Source organism: Marinomonas posidonica (assembly GCF_043643765.1).
GTDB classification, from domain to species: domain Bacteria; phylum Pseudomonadota; class Gammaproteobacteria; order Pseudomonadales; family Marinomonadaceae; genus Marinomonas; species Marinomonas posidonica_A.
On record NZ_JBHZSP010000021.1, the window covers coordinates 1 to 16,109 of the forward strand.

A 16,109-nucleotide genomic window follows, 5' to 3' on the forward strand; every position below is an offset into this window, starting at 1 on the left:
CCGATATGATGTTTTGTCGACAAACCAAGTATCTTGTTCCTTCCCCTTATGTCTTCAAGGGTAAGGGATGGGGTTAGTTCAGCAACCTCTATCCAATCACATTAACTGCAAGACTCGGTTATTTTGTTAATATCGCTTGTTTTGTTCTTTTACCCGATCAAATACTGTACTAGTATCAAATAGATAGAAAACTCGTTACCAAAATAACGCGCAATACTAAAAGTACAAACGTGCATGCTCGTTTTGCTCGCTCGCTTTTTCGGGGAAGGTGAAATAATTAAACCACTTCAGTGTGTTACAGAGTTTCGAAAAATATCCCATCAGCGTAAATGCGCATGCGCACTATTAAAAATGTTAAATTGCAAGCATACATCACAAGGAGATTGAGCATTGGGGACTCGTGAATATCACTTATACAGGGCAAAGTTTATTAAGCCCGCTCAGCTAACATTGCTAGCTGAGAACCAATCCTCTATGGATATTTTTCTCAAATCAATACACGATAAGCCAGAATATACTTTGTCTAGCGGAAGTGAGTGGCATATTGGAAATGTAAAACTTTTTGATGATTTTTCTGGCTCGTTTGCTGTGGGTAGAACTACAAAAACAACAGTTGAGAAATTCGACAAGGAGTCAGGTGATTTTGTTAATGAGTTGGATGACTCTGGGCCGTATACGGTTGTTATTTTTGATGCAAGGGTTGGACTTATTGGAATAGCAAAGAAGTCCAAGCTGGCACCCAATGCCTCTAGCATCGCAAGAAGAGTAAAAGATCTTCTTTCTACAACCAAAACAGCAATAGACACTGGAGTTGATGTCAGAGTCGATGTTATACCAGACCCTGAGGATTTTCTGGATAAACTTCGAGGAGCTTATTCAATACGAAAGTTTCGAGCAACATTTACAGGGCCAAATCCTGTTGATGCTGATGAGCTTTTTCAAAAGCCCTTATCTGTTTATGCGCAAAGTATGGGGGCATCATCAGGAACTCTTGAAGTGATCGGAGAAGCATTAAATGAAGAAGTTGCTGAATCTGTAGCGAAATCTACCGCAGCTACTGGAAATAAAGCTTCTGCAAGAGTTGTTCCTTTGAAGGGAAATAAGCCTAAAAATATCAAAATGAAAGGTGATGCTGTTGTAGTGACTGTTGACGAAGAAGCAACAAACAGTCAGGTTTTACAACAAATGCATGAAGAGTATATGAGGGTTAGAGAGTGATTTCAGAAATAAAAATTAAAGATTCTGAAGATCTGATCCGGTGCATGAATGAACTGCCGAATAGTTTCATCTACAGAGGGCACGCAGATTCCAATTGGAAACTTGAGTCAACATTAGAACGCACTATAGGCGATAAGTGGTCTAGTACGCTAGCCAGCAAATTTGAAGATCACTATCTTAATTTATTTAAATCAAAATATCATATTTATAATGGCGATGAGCATGAGCCAAAAAGTAAGCTAGCTTGGCTGTCAGTGATGCAACACTACGGAGCACCGACACGACTAATCGACTTTACAGAAAGTCCGTATGTTGCCTTGTATTTCGCACTGGAGGCCTACAACCCTCTTCTTAAAAATGATTTGGCTATTTATGCGCTAGACTATAGTTCAATCATGGATGAGTCATTAGCATACATTTCGAGGCGCGACTCTACATTCAAGAAAACTAGGAATGAAATCGTTAGTAAGCAAGATGAATTGTTTGATGACGTTGTTGATAGGTTTTCCTATGAAGTAGTTTGGATTACAGAGCCATTAGAATTGAATGCAAGAATAGATAGACAGTCTGGTACATTTTTAATATCTGGGGATAAGGAAAAGCGGATCGAAGAGCTTCTATCTAGTGATATGTATAAAGACGTTCGTTTAATTAAATATATTGTGTCATATGAGATATACGAAAACATTTATGCTCTTCTTAGAAAGATGAACATAAATGCCAAAACCATATACGGAGACTTAGGTGGGTTGGCCAAGTCAATAAAGATGGATATGCAAGTACATGCAATTTAATAAGTCAAAGCACTCGGACGCAGCTACGCGCCGCCGGTGTTTGAGACGTTAGATTTTCAAGGAAGTATGAAGCATTTATTTATTTTGTTATTACTGTTCATTACAGGTTGTGCATCAAACTCAACTCAAAAGTTTCCAGATGAGTGGGCAAGGTTTCCTAAACCTAATGGAAATGCTTGCCCTGACATATCTGGGAAGTATGAAAATATTGCAACGACCCCCAAAGGCGAAAGTGGTTTAAATTTGGCCTGGCTAATCATTCCTGGCTCTAAAGAGAAGCAAGATCTCAATTCTATTGAATTTAATCTCGACCCATTACAGGAAAGCTTACGAGTTACCGCTCGCTCTGAAAATGGAGCGTTAGTCGGATCTACTTTATCCCAAAGAAACAAAGACTTTTATTGCAAGCAAGGTTCATTGATTATAGAGAACAATGAGTTTGTAAATCGAGATGGCGTCATTGCACAAAACTGGAAATCATACGCAGTCGCTAAAACAGCTGACGGCTTAGTGATGCGTTATGTTGACAGTGCTACTGGGCTATTTTTCTTAGTCCCAATAATCGGGAGCCATAAATACTGGTATCTCTATAAGCAGAACCCCTAACAAACTAAGTTAGCGGGGCGTTATGGCGCAGGGCGAACATGGACAAAATCGTAGAACTCATACAACAAGATTCAATCAGAGTTGAAGCACTCCGTGGCGTGTCTGAATTAGGCTTGCCACAGTGCTATATCGCTGCGGGATTCGTTAGAAACTTAGTTTGGGACTCATTGCATGACGTCAAAGTATCTACTCCCTTAAATGATGTTGATGTCATCTACTTTGAACCAACCGAATCTAATCCCAATACTTACTTGGAGTATGAAGCACAGCTAAAAGCTCGTATGCCACGGCTTAACTGGCAAGTACGCAATCAAGCTAACATGCATGAACGTAATGGTGACAAGCCTTATCAAGACTCAGTAGATGCAATGAGTTACTGGCCTGAAAAAGAAACAGCGGTAGCAATTCGTCAAGTTGGACTAAACCAATATGAATGTGTTGCTGCTTTTGGCTTTGAATCCCTATTTAGTGGCTGGGTCACATATAATCCCAAGGGGTCACGAGAAGTCTTTGAAAATCGTGTCAATTCAAAAAGGTGGTTGGTTCGGTGGCCATCGTTGAGAATTAAGCCATCACAAAGCGTTTAAGACGGATTCACAACGCGTGGCATTTTGGTTTGGTTGAGTTTAGTGATTATGGTGGCTTTACTTGGATTTTGTGGTGGTTAGCTGCACCTTAGCAAGGCGTTATTCCTCACCAATAACATCTATCATCGCTATATTCAAAGCCAGACGGAAAAGCATTCTCCATCTGGCTTCGAATCTTTAAAAATCGCTCAAAACTCATTCTAGCAAATGTTCCGCTAAGGTGTTTCCTTGGTACTCTTCACGAAACCAGCCTTGTTCTACTAAGGCGGGAATGACTTTTTCAAAGAATAATTGTGCCGATCGTATGTGTCCACCGGGGATGGCTATGAAGCCGTCTGCAGCACCGGCTGATACGCGTTCGATAATGCTATCTACCGCGTCTTGTGCTGTTCCGATGACTAGCCAGTGGGACGAGCCACATACTTCTGGACGCTCTAGGAAGCTATTCACACTAGGCCTTTCTCGAATGATGTATTGACGCATGAGGTTGCTGTGGGTTCGGCTGCGTACAGGTCTATCGAGTTCTGGGAGGTCGGCTTCTGTCAAAATGTCACCGTCGTCATAGTGTCTCAAGTCGAGGCCGATGGCTTCTTCAATGTAGGCATAGCGCTTTTCAAGGCCTGAGTCTGCATGGGTTTCTTGGTAGACTTGTGCTGCTGCTTCGCGAGTTTCTGCAAGGTACAAACTTAAGCCAGGTAATACTTTGATTTCGTTGGGATCACGTCCCAGTTTTACGGCTCTTTTTCTTAGATCTTGCCTCAGTTCTATACCAGCTTCTAAGTCTGGCGTCGCTGCAAAAACAGCGTTGGCGACTGAGGCGGCAAAGGCACGTCCTTCATTCGAAGCACCAGCTTGAAACAAGGGGATGTCACCAAATGGGGTGGTTGGTGTGCTAAGTGGCCCAGTAATGTTGAAATATTTGCCAGTGTATTGAATAGGGTGTATTTGTTCAACGTCAGCAAACTGTGGCGTCTCTTTGTCTAGTTTCAGGCTGCTGTTTGGGTAGCTTTGCCAGAGTTTCTGAACCACCTCTAGATGTTCTTGTGCTTTTTGATAACGTTGCTTTGATGGTAATAGTTGGTTTTCACCAAAGTTTTGTTGTCCGTCAATGGCGGTGACTAGGTTCCAGCCCGCTCGTCCTTGGCTCAGCCAATGTAAAGATTGCAACTGTCTGGCAACCACATAAGGCGATAGAAAGGTGGTTGAAGCGGTGGTAACCAAACCTATGTGCTGTGTTTGACTGGCGATAGCAGATAAGAGGATAAAGGGGTCTAGGTTGCTAAAACCTGGCTCGGTTGAAAGCGGTTCTGTTTTGAGAAAGAGGGTGTCTGGACGGAAGACAAAGTCCAGTTTTGCGTGTTCGGCTTGGCGAGCAAGATCAAGATAAGGTTGGAGGTTGAATAGTTGTTCGACTTGGCTGTCGTCGCGCCGCCAGCCGTTACCACTTAACCAGCCCATAACCAGTGCTAGGCCAATATGTAGGTTTGTTTGACTCATAGTATCTACTATCGACCTCATACTGCTCTATGAGGTCGACTCCTTGGTAAAGTGTTAGAATTGGTAACGAAGAGTGGCTTTTACTGAGCGTTCAGCGCCTGGAATGTTAAATTGTCCAGCGTCACCAACCCGTGCGTAGTATTGTTCATTGAGCAGATTATCAATGTTAATTTGGGCGTTTAATTGAGGCGTAAATTGATAAGATGCCATGGCATTCACCACTTCATAGGCGCTGGCGTCTGCGCCAGAATCATTTTCAATTTTGCTTAATGTATTCACGCCTAAACCAAGGTTGAGTTTGTCATTGACTTGGTAGTTGCCCCATAGGTTGAACATGTGTTCAGGCATGTAGCTGATCAGTACATCGTAAGAGCTTTCTTCGATGATGTCGGTATCAATGTAGCTGTAACCGGCAATGATCTTAAATTCAGTCGTTACTTGGCCAATCACTTCGACTTCGGCGCCTTGCATGCGTCGCTTACCTGTGGCAATGAATTCTCGAGAGGCGTTGACTCCCCAAGCGTTTTTGTCATCGATTTGATATAAGCTGAAACGGGCTTGGATTGCGTCGTTTAGATAGCTTGCTTTGATGCCCGCTTCTATTTGTTTTCCTTCACGAGGGTCAAGAACATCGCCATTGCCGTCTACGTACTCTTGAGGGACATACAGTTCAGAGGCACTGGCATATAGGCTGTGAGCATCGTCTAGGTCATAGACAACGCCACCGTACCAGATGGCTTTATTATCACTGCGAGTCGTGACGGAGTCCGTTAGCTTATTGGTATTGGTAATGTCCCATTGGCTTGCACGGGCGCCAAGGATAACAGCCAAATCACCGATTGGACGCAGTGTTAATTTGCCGTATAACCCCGTTTCTTCTCGTTCTACATTGCTGTAACCGCTGGCACCATTGGTTGCCAGAATATCGTAGTAGGCGATGCTGCTTAGGTCGGAAACTGAATAGTTGGTGCCAGCACGGGATTTGTATTCTTTTCGGTCGTCTTCAAATTTTTTATAATCTGCGCCCACAACAAATTCGGAAATATTTTCTAGAAACTCGAATGGCTGACTGTAGCTGGCGTCCGCTACTAAGGCTTTTTGCTCTACATCACCCGCGTAAGGCAGCATGCTAACGGTATCTGTCGCGCTAATGGCGGAACCTGCGTACATATAGTTCCAGTCACTGGTGTTTTCTCGGTAACGTATCCCTACTTTGCCGTAGCCGCCATTAGTAAAAGCGTGTGTAAGATCGGCAAAGAGGTCATCACTTTCCATGCTGAAGCTGTTCCAGCTCGGGGCATAATAGTCGTGATTTGGTAGGTTTAATAAATGGCCATTTGCATCCAGTGGTAAGCCATTGTTTGGTGTGACATCGCGGGCTTGATGAAGATATCCCAATCCTAAAGTGGTGTCGTCGTTTAAGTTGATATCAATGGCCGCATAAACGGTTTCGTGATGCTCTGCTTTGTCTGTCTCTTCGGGAGTTTCACCAAACCCCTTGATGACTAAGCGACCACGGACACTGCCGTCTTCGTTAAGAGGTGAGCCGATATCTAGACCCGCTCCATACTCTTCGTTGGAACCAAGGCTGGCTTCTGCCGTACCTTGAAATTCATCCGTACCGCGTTTTCTAATCAGATTAATAATGCCGCCCATTTCGCCACTGGCATCAAACAAACCTGAAGGACCACGCATGATTTCAATGCGGTCAAACGCCACTAGGTTTGGCATGGTACCGAGTCGACTTTCCATTTGTGCGGGTAGGCCGTCAACGTTGTATTCAGAATATTTATAGCCCCGTGCAATAACAGAAGAGCGACCTCGCTCATTCGGAAGCATACGTAACCCAGGAGTGTTGATGGCGATTTCTTCTAGGGTGTCTGCATTTTGATCTTGAATGCTTTGATCCGTTACTACGCTCACGGATTGGGGGATATCACGCAAAGTAGCCGGCGTTTTACTGCCTACAGTGGCGCCATCAACAGTATAGGAATCGGATTCCTCGGAGGCCTCCTCTTGGTAAAGTTGATTGCCTTCCACTGTCAGCGTGGAAAGACGTACTTGATTTTCAGCCCAGCTGGGCGAGCTGAATAACATACAGGAGAAAAGCGTGCTAAAGGCAAACTTGGGGTATTTTGACATTGGAAATCCTTGTATAATTTTTTCTCATTGGTAATGAGAAGGGTTATCGTTTACATTTATTATATGACAACGGACTTTTCACCTTGTGTTGAAAAACTGCCAATCTATTTGGAAAAACTGCCAACGTCTTCAGAGAGGGAATGAGAGTGCTCTATACTGCGCCACAGCATGATAATGATTCTTATGATGACCAGACCATTCGTGATTATTACTCAGGACAATATCGATTTGATTCGTTAAAGAGTGGTGTGGCTATTCATGGAGGACGCAACACTTATCTGCGTAGCATCGATGATACCGCACAAATAAAGCCGCAAATCTCTTTTGTTTTTTTGATAAAAGGCAATTTACAGTTTTCGTTGGGTAAGCAAGATTATTGCTTTACGGCGGGTGACCAGGGGCGTTGCATTATGCTGAGTCTGAATGACTCGACCCGTTTTCGCCGTGTGACTTTTGCGGGGCAGTCTCATGAAAAAGTGGTGTTGCGCGGTATGGAGCGCTGGTTTGCTGATACAAATGCATCTGTCGCCTTGTCTACGGCGGTCTATCGTCAAGCGGTTAGGAATTGGCCATTAACCGCCAGTATGCGTCAAGGTTGTGAACATTGGTTGGCTAATGCGAACGATAAAGACCCGCTTCATAAGGATATGCTGGGCATGAAGCTGTTAAACACAAGCTGGCAACATTTTCTTCAGTTAGAACTGGGCCAAGTGTCGGAGCTGGAATTGCGTTTGCAAACGATACTGGAGCAAGGGGTGTTTGATGTTCAGCATATGGCGGATGCTTTGCACATGAGCACAAGAACCTTGCAGCGAAGAGCCGTTGAGCAGTTAGGTAAACCATTAGGGGCTTGGGTGACGGAGCATCGGCTGATGCGCGCTAAACAGCTTATGGTGGAAGAGAATAAGTCTATTGCTGAGGCCGCTTGGCTGGTTGGTTATCAGCACTCATCAAGTTTTATTCATGCGTTTCGTCGCGCTTTTGGTATGACCCCAAAAGTATTTATTGAAGGTTATCAAGCACAAGAATAAATTGTGAATGCCATAGGTTTTGTTATGTTTAAAAAATATTCTCTGTTAAGTCTTATTCTTCTGTCATTTAGCAATTTATTTTGTGTCCAAGCCGCTGATCTGAGTGCTTTTCCTAATACTGGAAATTTACCTTCTCATCCGCAACGTATTATTGCTTTTCCTGCAGGCGTAGTGGACAGCTTGGATGCGCTTGGCGTCAAGTTGCTGGGCATGCCGGATGGCATTCATCTTAATTATATCAAGCAAACACAAGCTAAAACGGTTGGAACTCTGTTTAATGCAGATCTTGAGGCGATTCATAAATTGCAGCCCGATATGGTGATGGTTGGAACGCGTTCTGCTAAGCAATTCAGCTCGGTCGCTGAGGTTGCCCCGACCATTGATTTGTCATTGCCACGAGGTAATACCTTTCAATCTGCTTTGTCACGTTTTGATGTACTGGCTGAATTAGTTGGCAGGGCGGCTCAGGCGCAACCCATAAAACAAGAATTGCTTACTCTGAAAGATGAGGTTAAGGCTCTTATCGATCCAGATGAACGCATTATGGTGGTGATGGTCATTGGTCGTTCATTGAACATGTTGACTGAAAAAACACGCATTGATTGGTTTCACTCAGAGTTGGGTATGACTTTGGTGGGGGATGACAGTAAACAGTTGGGTGAGTTGGCGCCGATTTCCTTTGAATACATTTTGGCGCAAAACCCAGATTGGTTAATTGTGATGGATCGTGATGACGCTGTGGGTAAGTTGTCCTCAAATGCTCAACAGCAAATGAATAACCCTTTAGTCAATGCCACAACGGCGGCTAAAAAAGGGCAAATTGTGTATTTAGATGGTGTCGGAACATTGAATGCTGTCGGCGGTGTTCAAGGGTTAAAAAGCACATTGCAACAGCTAGAGCATGCTTTTAACACGACTTCCCGTTTTTAATTTGGCCAAAGAATGAGTAATGGATGATGTTAAAAAATACTAGGATTGAAGTCCCTCTTAAAGCACGTTCCGCTCGGGTAATAAGGATAATGGATCTCTCGCCAACGTTAAGACGCGTTAGACTGCAAGGGCCTGAATTAGAGGGCTTTGGCTTTCATCCTTTGGCGCCAGAAGCGCATGTGAAACTGTTTTTTCCACATACACCAGATGATTTACGCATGCCCGAGGTGTTGGAAGATGGTTCGGCCGATTGGCAAGGCGCGGCGGAAGGGCGCTTTTCTCCTTTTCGTGATTACACTATCCGAGCTTTTGATGAGCAGCAGTTAACCTTGGACATTGATTTTGTCTTACACGATGAGGGGGTAGGTGGGCCTTGGGCTAAGCAGGCAAAAATCGGTGATATATTAGGTATCTTTGGTCCTAGATCGGTTAAGTTACCGCCGACCAATGCGTCAAACTATGTTTTTTTTGTGGATGAAACCAGTTTGCCTGCTTTCGCGAGGTGGCTAGAGGTTTTACCAAATGAGGCTCGTATCGATGCTTGGATTGAGGTAGCTAATGCGGACAGTGAAATTCCTCTTTATCATGGTGACAATGTCAAATTGAATTGGCTATACCGAGACTCAGGTGGCGGTCAGCTTTATGGGGCGCTGTTATATCATGCGTTAGAAACCTTGCCGATTTTGTCGCTGAGTGATGCCACTTGGTTATGGGCCGCAACGGAAGCTCATGTTATTGCGAAGATGAAACGTCGTCTGATGAGCTTAAATTCGCTCATTAATCCTGCTCATCTTGATTTAGTGGCTTATTGGAAAACCGTTTCATGAGGCCATCAGAACGTTTGATATGGATATCTTCGGAGCAGTATGAAGCCATTTAGTTATTGGCTGTTAGCGTTGATTGCGTTATTGGTACTTGGCGTTTTTAGCTTATTGGTTGGTGCTTATTCCATCTCGATAATGGACATTTGGCGACAGCCGGAAGTCTCTAATGTGATGATATCAAGTCGTATACCAAGAACCTTTGCGGTGTTTATTGTGGGCAGCATTTTAGGCATCGTCGGCTGCTTGTCGCAATCGGTTATGAATAATGTGTTTGCTGAACCCACTACCTTAGGTACACCACAAGGCATCGCGCTTGGGTTATTGTTTTGTAGCGTCGTGTTTCCTGAGGTTGGGCTGCTGGGGAAAATGCTATTTGGTGCGAGTATGGGCTTATTGAGTTTGCTGGTATTTTTCGCATTATTGCAGAAGCTGACATTATCGGATCCATTGCAATTGCCTTTAATCGGTTTGGTATATAGTGCCATTCTTGGGGCTGGTGTGACCTTTTTGGCCTTTGAGTTTGATCGCATGCAGATGCTAACCGTATGGTTGAATGGAGACTTCGCAACCATAATTCAGGGGCGTTATGAGCTATTGTGGGCGGCTCTGATCATTGGCGTGATGGCTTATTGGATGGCAAATCAATTCAGTATGTTAGGTATGGGAGAAGATCTGGCTAGAACGTTGGGTGTGCCTTATCGTGGCTTAGTGTTCATGGCCTTGGCTATGATAGCTTTGGCGACTTCTTTAGTGGTTGCAACAGTTGGTATGATCAGCTTTTTGGGACTCGTTATTCCGAATATTGTGAGGCAATATTGCGGGGATAATTTAAAACAGAGCTTGCCATGGTGTGCATGGATGGGCGCTAGTTCATTACTGTTTTGTGATGTCATTGGTCGTTTACTGACTCATCCATTAGAGGTGCCAGCCAACTTGGTGTTCGCTGTATTCGCTGGGACGGTTTTTTTAGTGATGTTATGGCGAGGCGACCGACGTGCACTCTAATCGATTTCAGAAACGTGTGTTACAAGGTATCTTTGGTGTTTGGCTATTATCTTCTTTCTTGTTTATTACTTTGGGATTAACTCCTGAGGATCATTTCTTTCTAAAGCTGCGTGTTGAGAAATGGCTGGCACTGAATGCCGTTGGTGTAGCTGTGGCGGTATCCACTTATGTTTTCCAAACCTTGACGCATAGTCGCATTTTAACACCATCGATTATGGGACTGGATGCCATTTACTTATTGATTAGCCTGATTCTTATCTCGGTGCTAGGGACTGGGCAGTACTTGGCCATTGATGCGATGCATTTGTTTTTAGTCAATAGCGTGGTGATGATTGGCTTTGCTTTGCTGATTTTTGGTGGTTTGATTCTGCGTTTTCATCAAGATATGAATCGACTGCTATTGATTGGCATTGTGCTTGGTTTACTGGTACAAGCGGTGAATGAGTTTCTTGGTCGCATGATTTCACCTGAAGACTTTGTCGTGTTTCAAGGCGCGGCTTTTGCCCGATTCGACCAGCTTGACCGTCAGGTACTTTGGGTGGCTGTGGCGCTCTTAGCAGGTTGTTTGTGTTTGCTTTGGCGCTTTCATTCGGTATTGGATATCTTCCGTTTGGGGCGCAGTCATGTCATCAATTTAGGTATCGCTTATGTTCCGATGACCTGCTTATTTCTCATGTTGGTCGCAGTATTGGTCAGCATTTCAACGGCTCTAGTTGGGCCGATTTTATTTTTTGGATTATTGGTGGTCGCCTTGGTCCAACAGTGTTTTCCGGCTGGTAAGTCTGGCTATCATTTATTAATGGTAGCGTTGGCGGGGGCCTTGATTTTAGTTGCGGGTCAGACTTTCTTTGAGCATGTCTTAGCCATGAAGGCCACATTAAGCGTGGTGATTGAAATCATTGGTGGAAGTGTATTTTTTATGCTGTTAGTAAAGCGAGGTCGGCAGTGATTCAGATTCAAAATGTGGGTTTTAAGCGAGCAGACAAGACCATATTAGAAGCGACTCAGCTTTCATTAGAAGCCAAGCAAAGCATCGCCTTGATTGGCCCAAATGGTGCTGGGAAATCGACCTTGTTATCTCTTATGGCACGTTTATTACCTTTGCAAACGGGTCAGATTCTTTACGATCATCTCGACATTGCGACCACACCAAGTCAGGTGATGGCCAGGAAGGTGGGCATCTTACAGCAACACAGTCATTTTATGAGCCGACTAAGGGTAGAGGATCTATTGCTCTACGCCAGGTATCCTTACCACAGAGGACGACCAAAATCGGATGATTATGACATCGTTGAGCAAATGTTGGCGTATTTTGAATTATCAAAATTACGAACCACTTTTTTAGATGAATTATCTGGTGGACAACGCCAGATGGCGTTGGTAGCCATGGTGTTTTGTCAAGGAACGGATTATATCTTGTTAGATGAACCGTTAAACAATTTAGACATGTATCATGCTCGACATTTGATGACGACACTGCGCCGAGCCATCGTTGACTGGAACAAAACCATTGTTGTTGTGTTGCATGATATCAATTATGCCAGTTTGTATGCAGATCAGATCGTTGCTCTCAAGCAAGGGAAGATTTTATTTCAAGGCACACCAGACCTAGTCTTAACGCCCAATAATATTAAGGCACTTTATGGTATTGAAGTGGATATTATCGAACATAAAGGTAAACGGTTGAGTTTGCACTTTTAAAGACTTGGGTTCGTTATGTTTTACCTCAGGTAATGACCTCTTATATAAGGCCATTACCCATTTTCGTTTGATTTAGGCAAGATCAAACAGTAGCGCTTTACAGCGTGATTGGCTTAATTTTGTAAAGTTTATCGCTTTGGCACTTTGAATCTTCGCACCATCCCCTGGCGCCATTGTGGTGTCGTCGTTTAAGCTCAGTTCACCTTCAATCAAGTGAATGTAGTAGCGTCGTTTAACATCAGCTTGCCAGGTCAACTGTGTTTGCTCTGACATAATAAGTTGGTGTAAACGCATGTCTTGTTTGATGGCTAAAGTGCCATTTTCACCATCCGGTGTGATGATGTTGGTTAAACCTTCTTCTTCTCCAAACGCTTTTTGTTGATAACCTGGCTCGCCACCTAAGCGATTAGGTTGAATCCAAATCTGCAAAAATTTTAGTGTTTCTTTGTTTGAGGCATTGAATTCGCTGTGGTAGATCCCTTTACCTGCCGACATCAGTTGGTACTCCCCTGCAGGTAGGGTTTCGACATTCCCTGTGCTGTCTTTATGGGCAATGGTACCTTGAAGCACTAGGCTTAGGATTTCCATGTCTTTGTGGCCGTGGGTTTCAAATCCTGCACTTGGACTGACGGTATCATCGTTGATGACTCTAAGATGAGAGAACCCCATATGTTGTGGGTCAAAATAACTGCCAAAGGAAAAGCTGTGGTAGCTGTTGAGCCAGCCAAAATTAGCATGGCCTCGATCATTTGCTGAGCGTAACTGAATCATAATCTGTCTCCTAAAATGGTGTAGAGAAGTCTCTATAAGAATAGGGTCAGTTTAGATGTGGCTAAAAAGAAAGAAAATCGGAAGCTTTTGAGCTAGTATTTCAAAAAATTTGAATAGAAGGTGAAGCATGGCTCATGCCGTTACATTAGAAGCATTGCGAGTGATTGACGCCATTCATCAGCTTGGCAGTTTTTCTGCTGCAGCAGAGGCTTTGTTCAAAGTACCGTCTGCTTTGACTTATACCGTGAAGAAGTTAGAAGAAGATTTGGGTGTTGCCTTGTTTGATCGATCACGTCAAAGAGCGGTATTAACTACGGCAGGCCACATGGTGTTGGAGCAAGGTCGTAGTATTCTGGACGCTGCTACGCGTCTGGAAGATTCGATTAAACAGATGGAGTCAGGGTGGGAGCCAAGGCTTAGAATTGCTCGAGATACCGCCATAATATCAGCGCCACTGATGAGCGTGGTAGGCAGTTTTTTGGATCAAAATCGACCTGTCGAGTTGAGTTTGTCTGAAGAGGCCGTAGGTGGCGCTTGGGATGCTCTGCAAGATAATAGGGCTGATTTGGTCATTGGTGCGACAGGAGAGTTGCCAAAGGGGCAAGTGCAGATTCGTCCGTTGGGCGAACTTGAATTTGTCTTCGCCGTTGCGCCGACTCATCCACTAGCCTTGCTTGATGATAAGATCACGGCACAGCATTTACGCCTATATCCCGCCATTGTTGTGGCAGACAGTTCAAAAATTTTGCCGGCTCGCAGTAGTGGTTTGTTTGACGCGCGTCAGGTGGTGCGTGTGGACTCAATGCAAAGCAAGATTGAGGCGCAATGTTTGGGGTTAGGGGTGGGGTATCTACCCAAACATAGAATTCAAGAAGAACTCAACAATGGTCGTTTAGTGGTACGTCAGTGTGAATTACCAAGACCGAATCAAATGGCCTATTTAGCGTGGCGTAATGAACAGCCCGGGCGTGGCCTTACTTGGTTTGTTGAGCAATTAATGCTGCAAGATTGGTTGTTGGTTCCCAGTATATCGGTTGAATCCTAATTTAATAACACTAAGGAGTCTGTGTGTTTTCCATTTCGCTTTCCATTTTACCGATTTTTGCTTTGCTAATGTTAGGTGCGTTATGTCAGCGTTGGCGTTTCCCTATGGAAGGTTTTTGGCAAGGCGTTGACAAGCTGACGTATTGGTTGCTGTTTCCCGCTTTATTGTTTGCTAATACTTCTCAAATCGATTTTTCTAATGGCATGTTAGCCAGCTATGCTTTGATTTTATTGCTGGCTCTTGTGGTCACAGCGGTCTTTGTTTTTTCGATTACTTGGTTCATGCAGATTGAGGCACCCATCGCCTCTTCTATGTTGCAAGCAGGCGTTCGCTTTAACACCTTTATAGTATTGGCCGTAGCGGGCAGTGTGTATGGCGATGAGGGTTTAGTGTTGGCGGTGTTGGGGGGCGCTATTCTGGTGCCGTCGATTAATGTTTTTTTGGTGATTTCCATGGTGATTATGCATGGTTCCTCTTCAGGTAAAGATCATAGCTTGCCTAAATTATTAACTGGTGCATTGATTCGTAATCCACTGATCCTTGCTATTGCTCTGGGTGTCAGTTTGAATTTAATGGGACTAACGCCGGTTTTGGTGATTTCTGATGTGGCGAATATGTTGGCAAAAGCTGCTTTGCCTATGGTGTTGTTGGCGGTGGGGGCCAGTGTGAGAATGGACGTAATTCGTTCAGTAGGAGTGACTTTTTGGTTGTCAGCTGGTGCAAGGTTTTTCGTTTTCCCAGGGACCATTGTTTTAGCGTGCTGGTGGTTAGACGTGACCGGTCTTCCTGCGTTAGTGGCTGTATTGTTTGGCTTTGTGCCAACCGCGACATCGGCATACGCTCTCGCCAGACAGCTGGGCGGCGATGCGGATAAAATGGCTGCCTATATTACGTTGCAAATTCTGATGTCGATTCTAACCTTACCTATTTGTATTTGGTTGAGTCAGATGGTGATTCAATAATTGTTCTTTCAATCTGAAAACAAAAAAAGCCGGCGCACCATTTTTGTGCGCTGGCTTGGGTTGTAGGATTTAGCGTTCCCTTTTTGATTAGGACTCTGTTGGGTCTTTATAGATGTTTTTATAGCAGAAATTGGTTGCATCAACGAAGCCATCGACGCTACCACAGTCAAAACGTTTGCCTTTAAACTTATAGGCTAAAACACAGCCTTCTTTTGCTTGTTGCATAATGGCGTCTGTAATTTGCACTTCGCCGTTACGACCAGGTGGTGTGTTGCGAATTTTATCAAAGATATCAGGCGTGAGAATGTAGCGACCGATAATCGCCAGGTTGGATGGCGCGTCTTCTTTCGCTGGTTTTTCAACCATGTCCGTCACTCGGAAAAGCCCTTCCATCATGGATTCACCTTTAATCACGCCGTATTTGTGTACTTCGTCTTCAGGTACTTCTTCAATCGCGACAATAGTACAACGGAATTGGTTGTAGAGTTTTACCATTTGCGCCATGACACCATCGTCTTCACCGAAGCAAAGGTCATCTGCTAAGACAACGCCGAAGGCTTCGTCACCGATTAAAGGTTCGCCGGTCAAAATGGCATGGCCAAGGCCTAACATGTTGTTTTGACGTGTAAAAGAGAAGTTAACATTGTCGATAAGGTGACGAATGCCTTCAAGGTATTTTTCTTTGCTGGAGCCTGAGATTTGGTGTTCCAACTCGTAACTGATATCAAAGTGATCAGCAATGGCTCGTTTGCCTCGACCAGTAACAAAAGTCACATTGTTAAGGCCTGCTGCTGTTGCTTCTTCCACACCGTATTGCACTAGAGGTTTGTTAACAATAGGAAGCATTTCTTTGGGCATGGACTTAGTGGCTGGCAAAAAACGGGTGCCGTAGCCTGCAACAGGGAATAGACATTTGCGTATCATAGTTTTTCCTTAAAATGGCTGTGTAAAGTGGCTGTCCAAACGTGGGCATAGCCAGCCTGTTTCTCTAATGGC

At 44.2% G+C, this 16,109-nt stretch carries 16 protein-coding genes; 12 read left to right on the top strand and 4 right to left on the bottom strand.

Annotation, left to right across the window (positions count from 1 at the left end):
* Positions 1–390: 390 nt before the first annotated feature.
* The 4 genes from ACHUFM_RS17520 to ACHUFM_RS17535 all read left to right on the top strand — a co-directional run bounded on the left by ACHUFM_RS17520 (position 391) and on the right by ACHUFM_RS17535 (position 3,205).
* Positions 391–1,218, top strand: a complete 828-nt coding sequence (locus tag ACHUFM_RS17520) for a hypothetical protein (protein ID WP_394183872.1) — start codon at positions 391–393, stop codon at positions 1,216–1,218.
* On the top strand, positions 1,215–2,012 hold the full coding sequence (locus tag ACHUFM_RS17525; protein WP_394183873.1) for an FRG domain-containing protein: 798 nt from the start codon (positions 1,215–1,217) through the stop codon (positions 2,010–2,012). Before ACHUFM_RS17520 ends, ACHUFM_RS17525 begins: the two co-directional genes overlap by 4 nt.
* Positions 2,013–2,078: 66 nt before the next feature.
* Complete coding sequence (locus ACHUFM_RS17530) at positions 2,079–2,618, top strand: hypothetical protein (RefSeq protein ID WP_394183874.1); 540 nt, start codon at positions 2,079–2,081, stop codon at positions 2,616–2,618.
* A 38-nt stretch (positions 2,619–2,656) separates the two neighbouring features.
* The gene (locus tag ACHUFM_RS17535) at positions 2,657–3,205 is read left to right on the top strand and encodes a nucleotidyltransferase family protein (RefSeq protein ID WP_394183876.1); all 549 of its coding nucleotides are present in this window, start codon (positions 2,657–2,659) and stop codon (positions 3,203–3,205) included.
* 195 nt (positions 3,206–3,400) lie between these two features.
* Here the strand turns inward: ACHUFM_RS17535 and ACHUFM_RS17540 are convergent, their stop codons facing one another.
* A complete protein-coding gene (locus ACHUFM_RS17540; RefSeq protein ID WP_394183877.1) occupies positions 3,401–4,702 on the bottom strand; it encodes an NtaA/DmoA family FMN-dependent monooxygenase in 1,302 nt (433 codons plus the stop codon).
* 54 nt (positions 4,703–4,756) lie between these two features.
* Complete coding sequence (locus ACHUFM_RS17545; RefSeq protein WP_394183878.1) at positions 4,757–6,844, bottom strand: TonB-dependent siderophore receptor; 2,088 nt, start codon at positions 6,842–6,844, stop codon at positions 4,757–4,759.
* Positions 6,845–6,984: 140 nt separating this feature from the next.
* Between ACHUFM_RS17545 and ACHUFM_RS17550 the strand changes: the two genes are divergently transcribed.
* Genes ACHUFM_RS17550 through ACHUFM_RS17575 form a run of 6 tightly spaced genes read left to right on the top strand, consistent with a single transcriptional unit; the run spans position 6,985 to position 12,335 of the window.
* Positions 6,985–7,875 carry a helix-turn-helix domain-containing protein gene (locus ACHUFM_RS17550; RefSeq protein ID WP_394183880.1) on the top strand — a complete coding sequence of 297 codons (891 nt, stop codon included), beginning with the start codon at positions 6,985–6,987 and terminating at the stop codon, positions 7,873–7,875.
* Between the two features lie 24 nt (positions 7,876–7,899).
* Positions 7,900–8,805 (top strand): ABC transporter substrate-binding protein, encoded by a 906-nt coding sequence (locus ACHUFM_RS17555; protein WP_394183882.1) that lies wholly within the window; start codon positions 7,900–7,902, stop codon positions 8,803–8,805.
* A gap of 23 nt (positions 8,806–8,828) precedes the next feature.
* The gene (locus ACHUFM_RS17560; protein WP_394183884.1) at positions 8,829–9,632 is read left to right on the top strand and encodes a siderophore-interacting protein; all 804 of its coding nucleotides are present in this window, start codon (positions 8,829–8,831) and stop codon (positions 9,630–9,632) included.
* A gap of 39 nt (positions 9,633–9,671) precedes the next feature.
* A complete protein-coding gene (locus ACHUFM_RS17565; protein ID WP_394183886.1) occupies positions 9,672–10,634 on the top strand; it encodes an iron chelate uptake ABC transporter family permease subunit in 963 nt (320 codons plus the stop codon).
* Complete coding sequence (locus ACHUFM_RS17570) at positions 10,624–11,583, top strand: iron chelate uptake ABC transporter family permease subunit (RefSeq protein ID WP_394183888.1); 960 nt, start codon at positions 10,624–10,626, stop codon at positions 11,581–11,583. Before ACHUFM_RS17565 ends, ACHUFM_RS17570 begins: the two co-directional genes overlap by 11 nt.
* The gene (locus tag ACHUFM_RS17575) at positions 11,580–12,335 is read left to right on the top strand and encodes an iron ABC transporter ATP-binding protein (RefSeq protein ID WP_394183890.1); all 756 of its coding nucleotides are present in this window, start codon (positions 11,580–11,582) and stop codon (positions 12,333–12,335) included. Before ACHUFM_RS17570 ends, ACHUFM_RS17575 begins: the two co-directional genes overlap by 4 nt.
* Positions 12,336–12,407: 72 nt before the next feature.
* Here the strand turns inward: ACHUFM_RS17575 and ACHUFM_RS17580 are convergent, their stop codons facing one another.
* Entirely contained in the window at positions 12,408–13,106 is a 699-nt protein-coding gene (locus ACHUFM_RS17580; RefSeq protein WP_394183892.1) for a pirin family protein, read from the bottom strand.
* Between the two features lie 127 nt (positions 13,107–13,233).
* Here ACHUFM_RS17580 and ACHUFM_RS17585 point away from each other — a divergent pair, with 127 nt between their 5' ends.
* Complete coding sequence (locus ACHUFM_RS17585; protein WP_394183894.1) at positions 13,234–14,151, top strand: LysR family transcriptional regulator; 918 nt, start codon at positions 13,234–13,236, stop codon at positions 14,149–14,151.
* Between the two features lie 23 nt (positions 14,152–14,174).
* Entirely contained in the window at positions 14,175–15,113 is a 939-nt protein-coding gene (locus ACHUFM_RS17590) for an AEC family transporter (protein ID WP_394183896.1), read from the top strand.
* Positions 15,114–15,200: 87 nt separating this feature from the next.
* Here ACHUFM_RS17590 and galU read toward each other — a convergent pair whose 3' ends face one another.
* Positions 15,201–16,037: a UTP--glucose-1-phosphate uridylyltransferase GalU gene (galU, locus tag ACHUFM_RS17595; protein WP_394183898.1), complete on the bottom strand. Its 837-nt coding sequence runs from the start codon at positions 16,035–16,037 to the stop codon at positions 15,201–15,203.
* Positions 16,038–16,109: the final 72 nt, after the last annotated feature.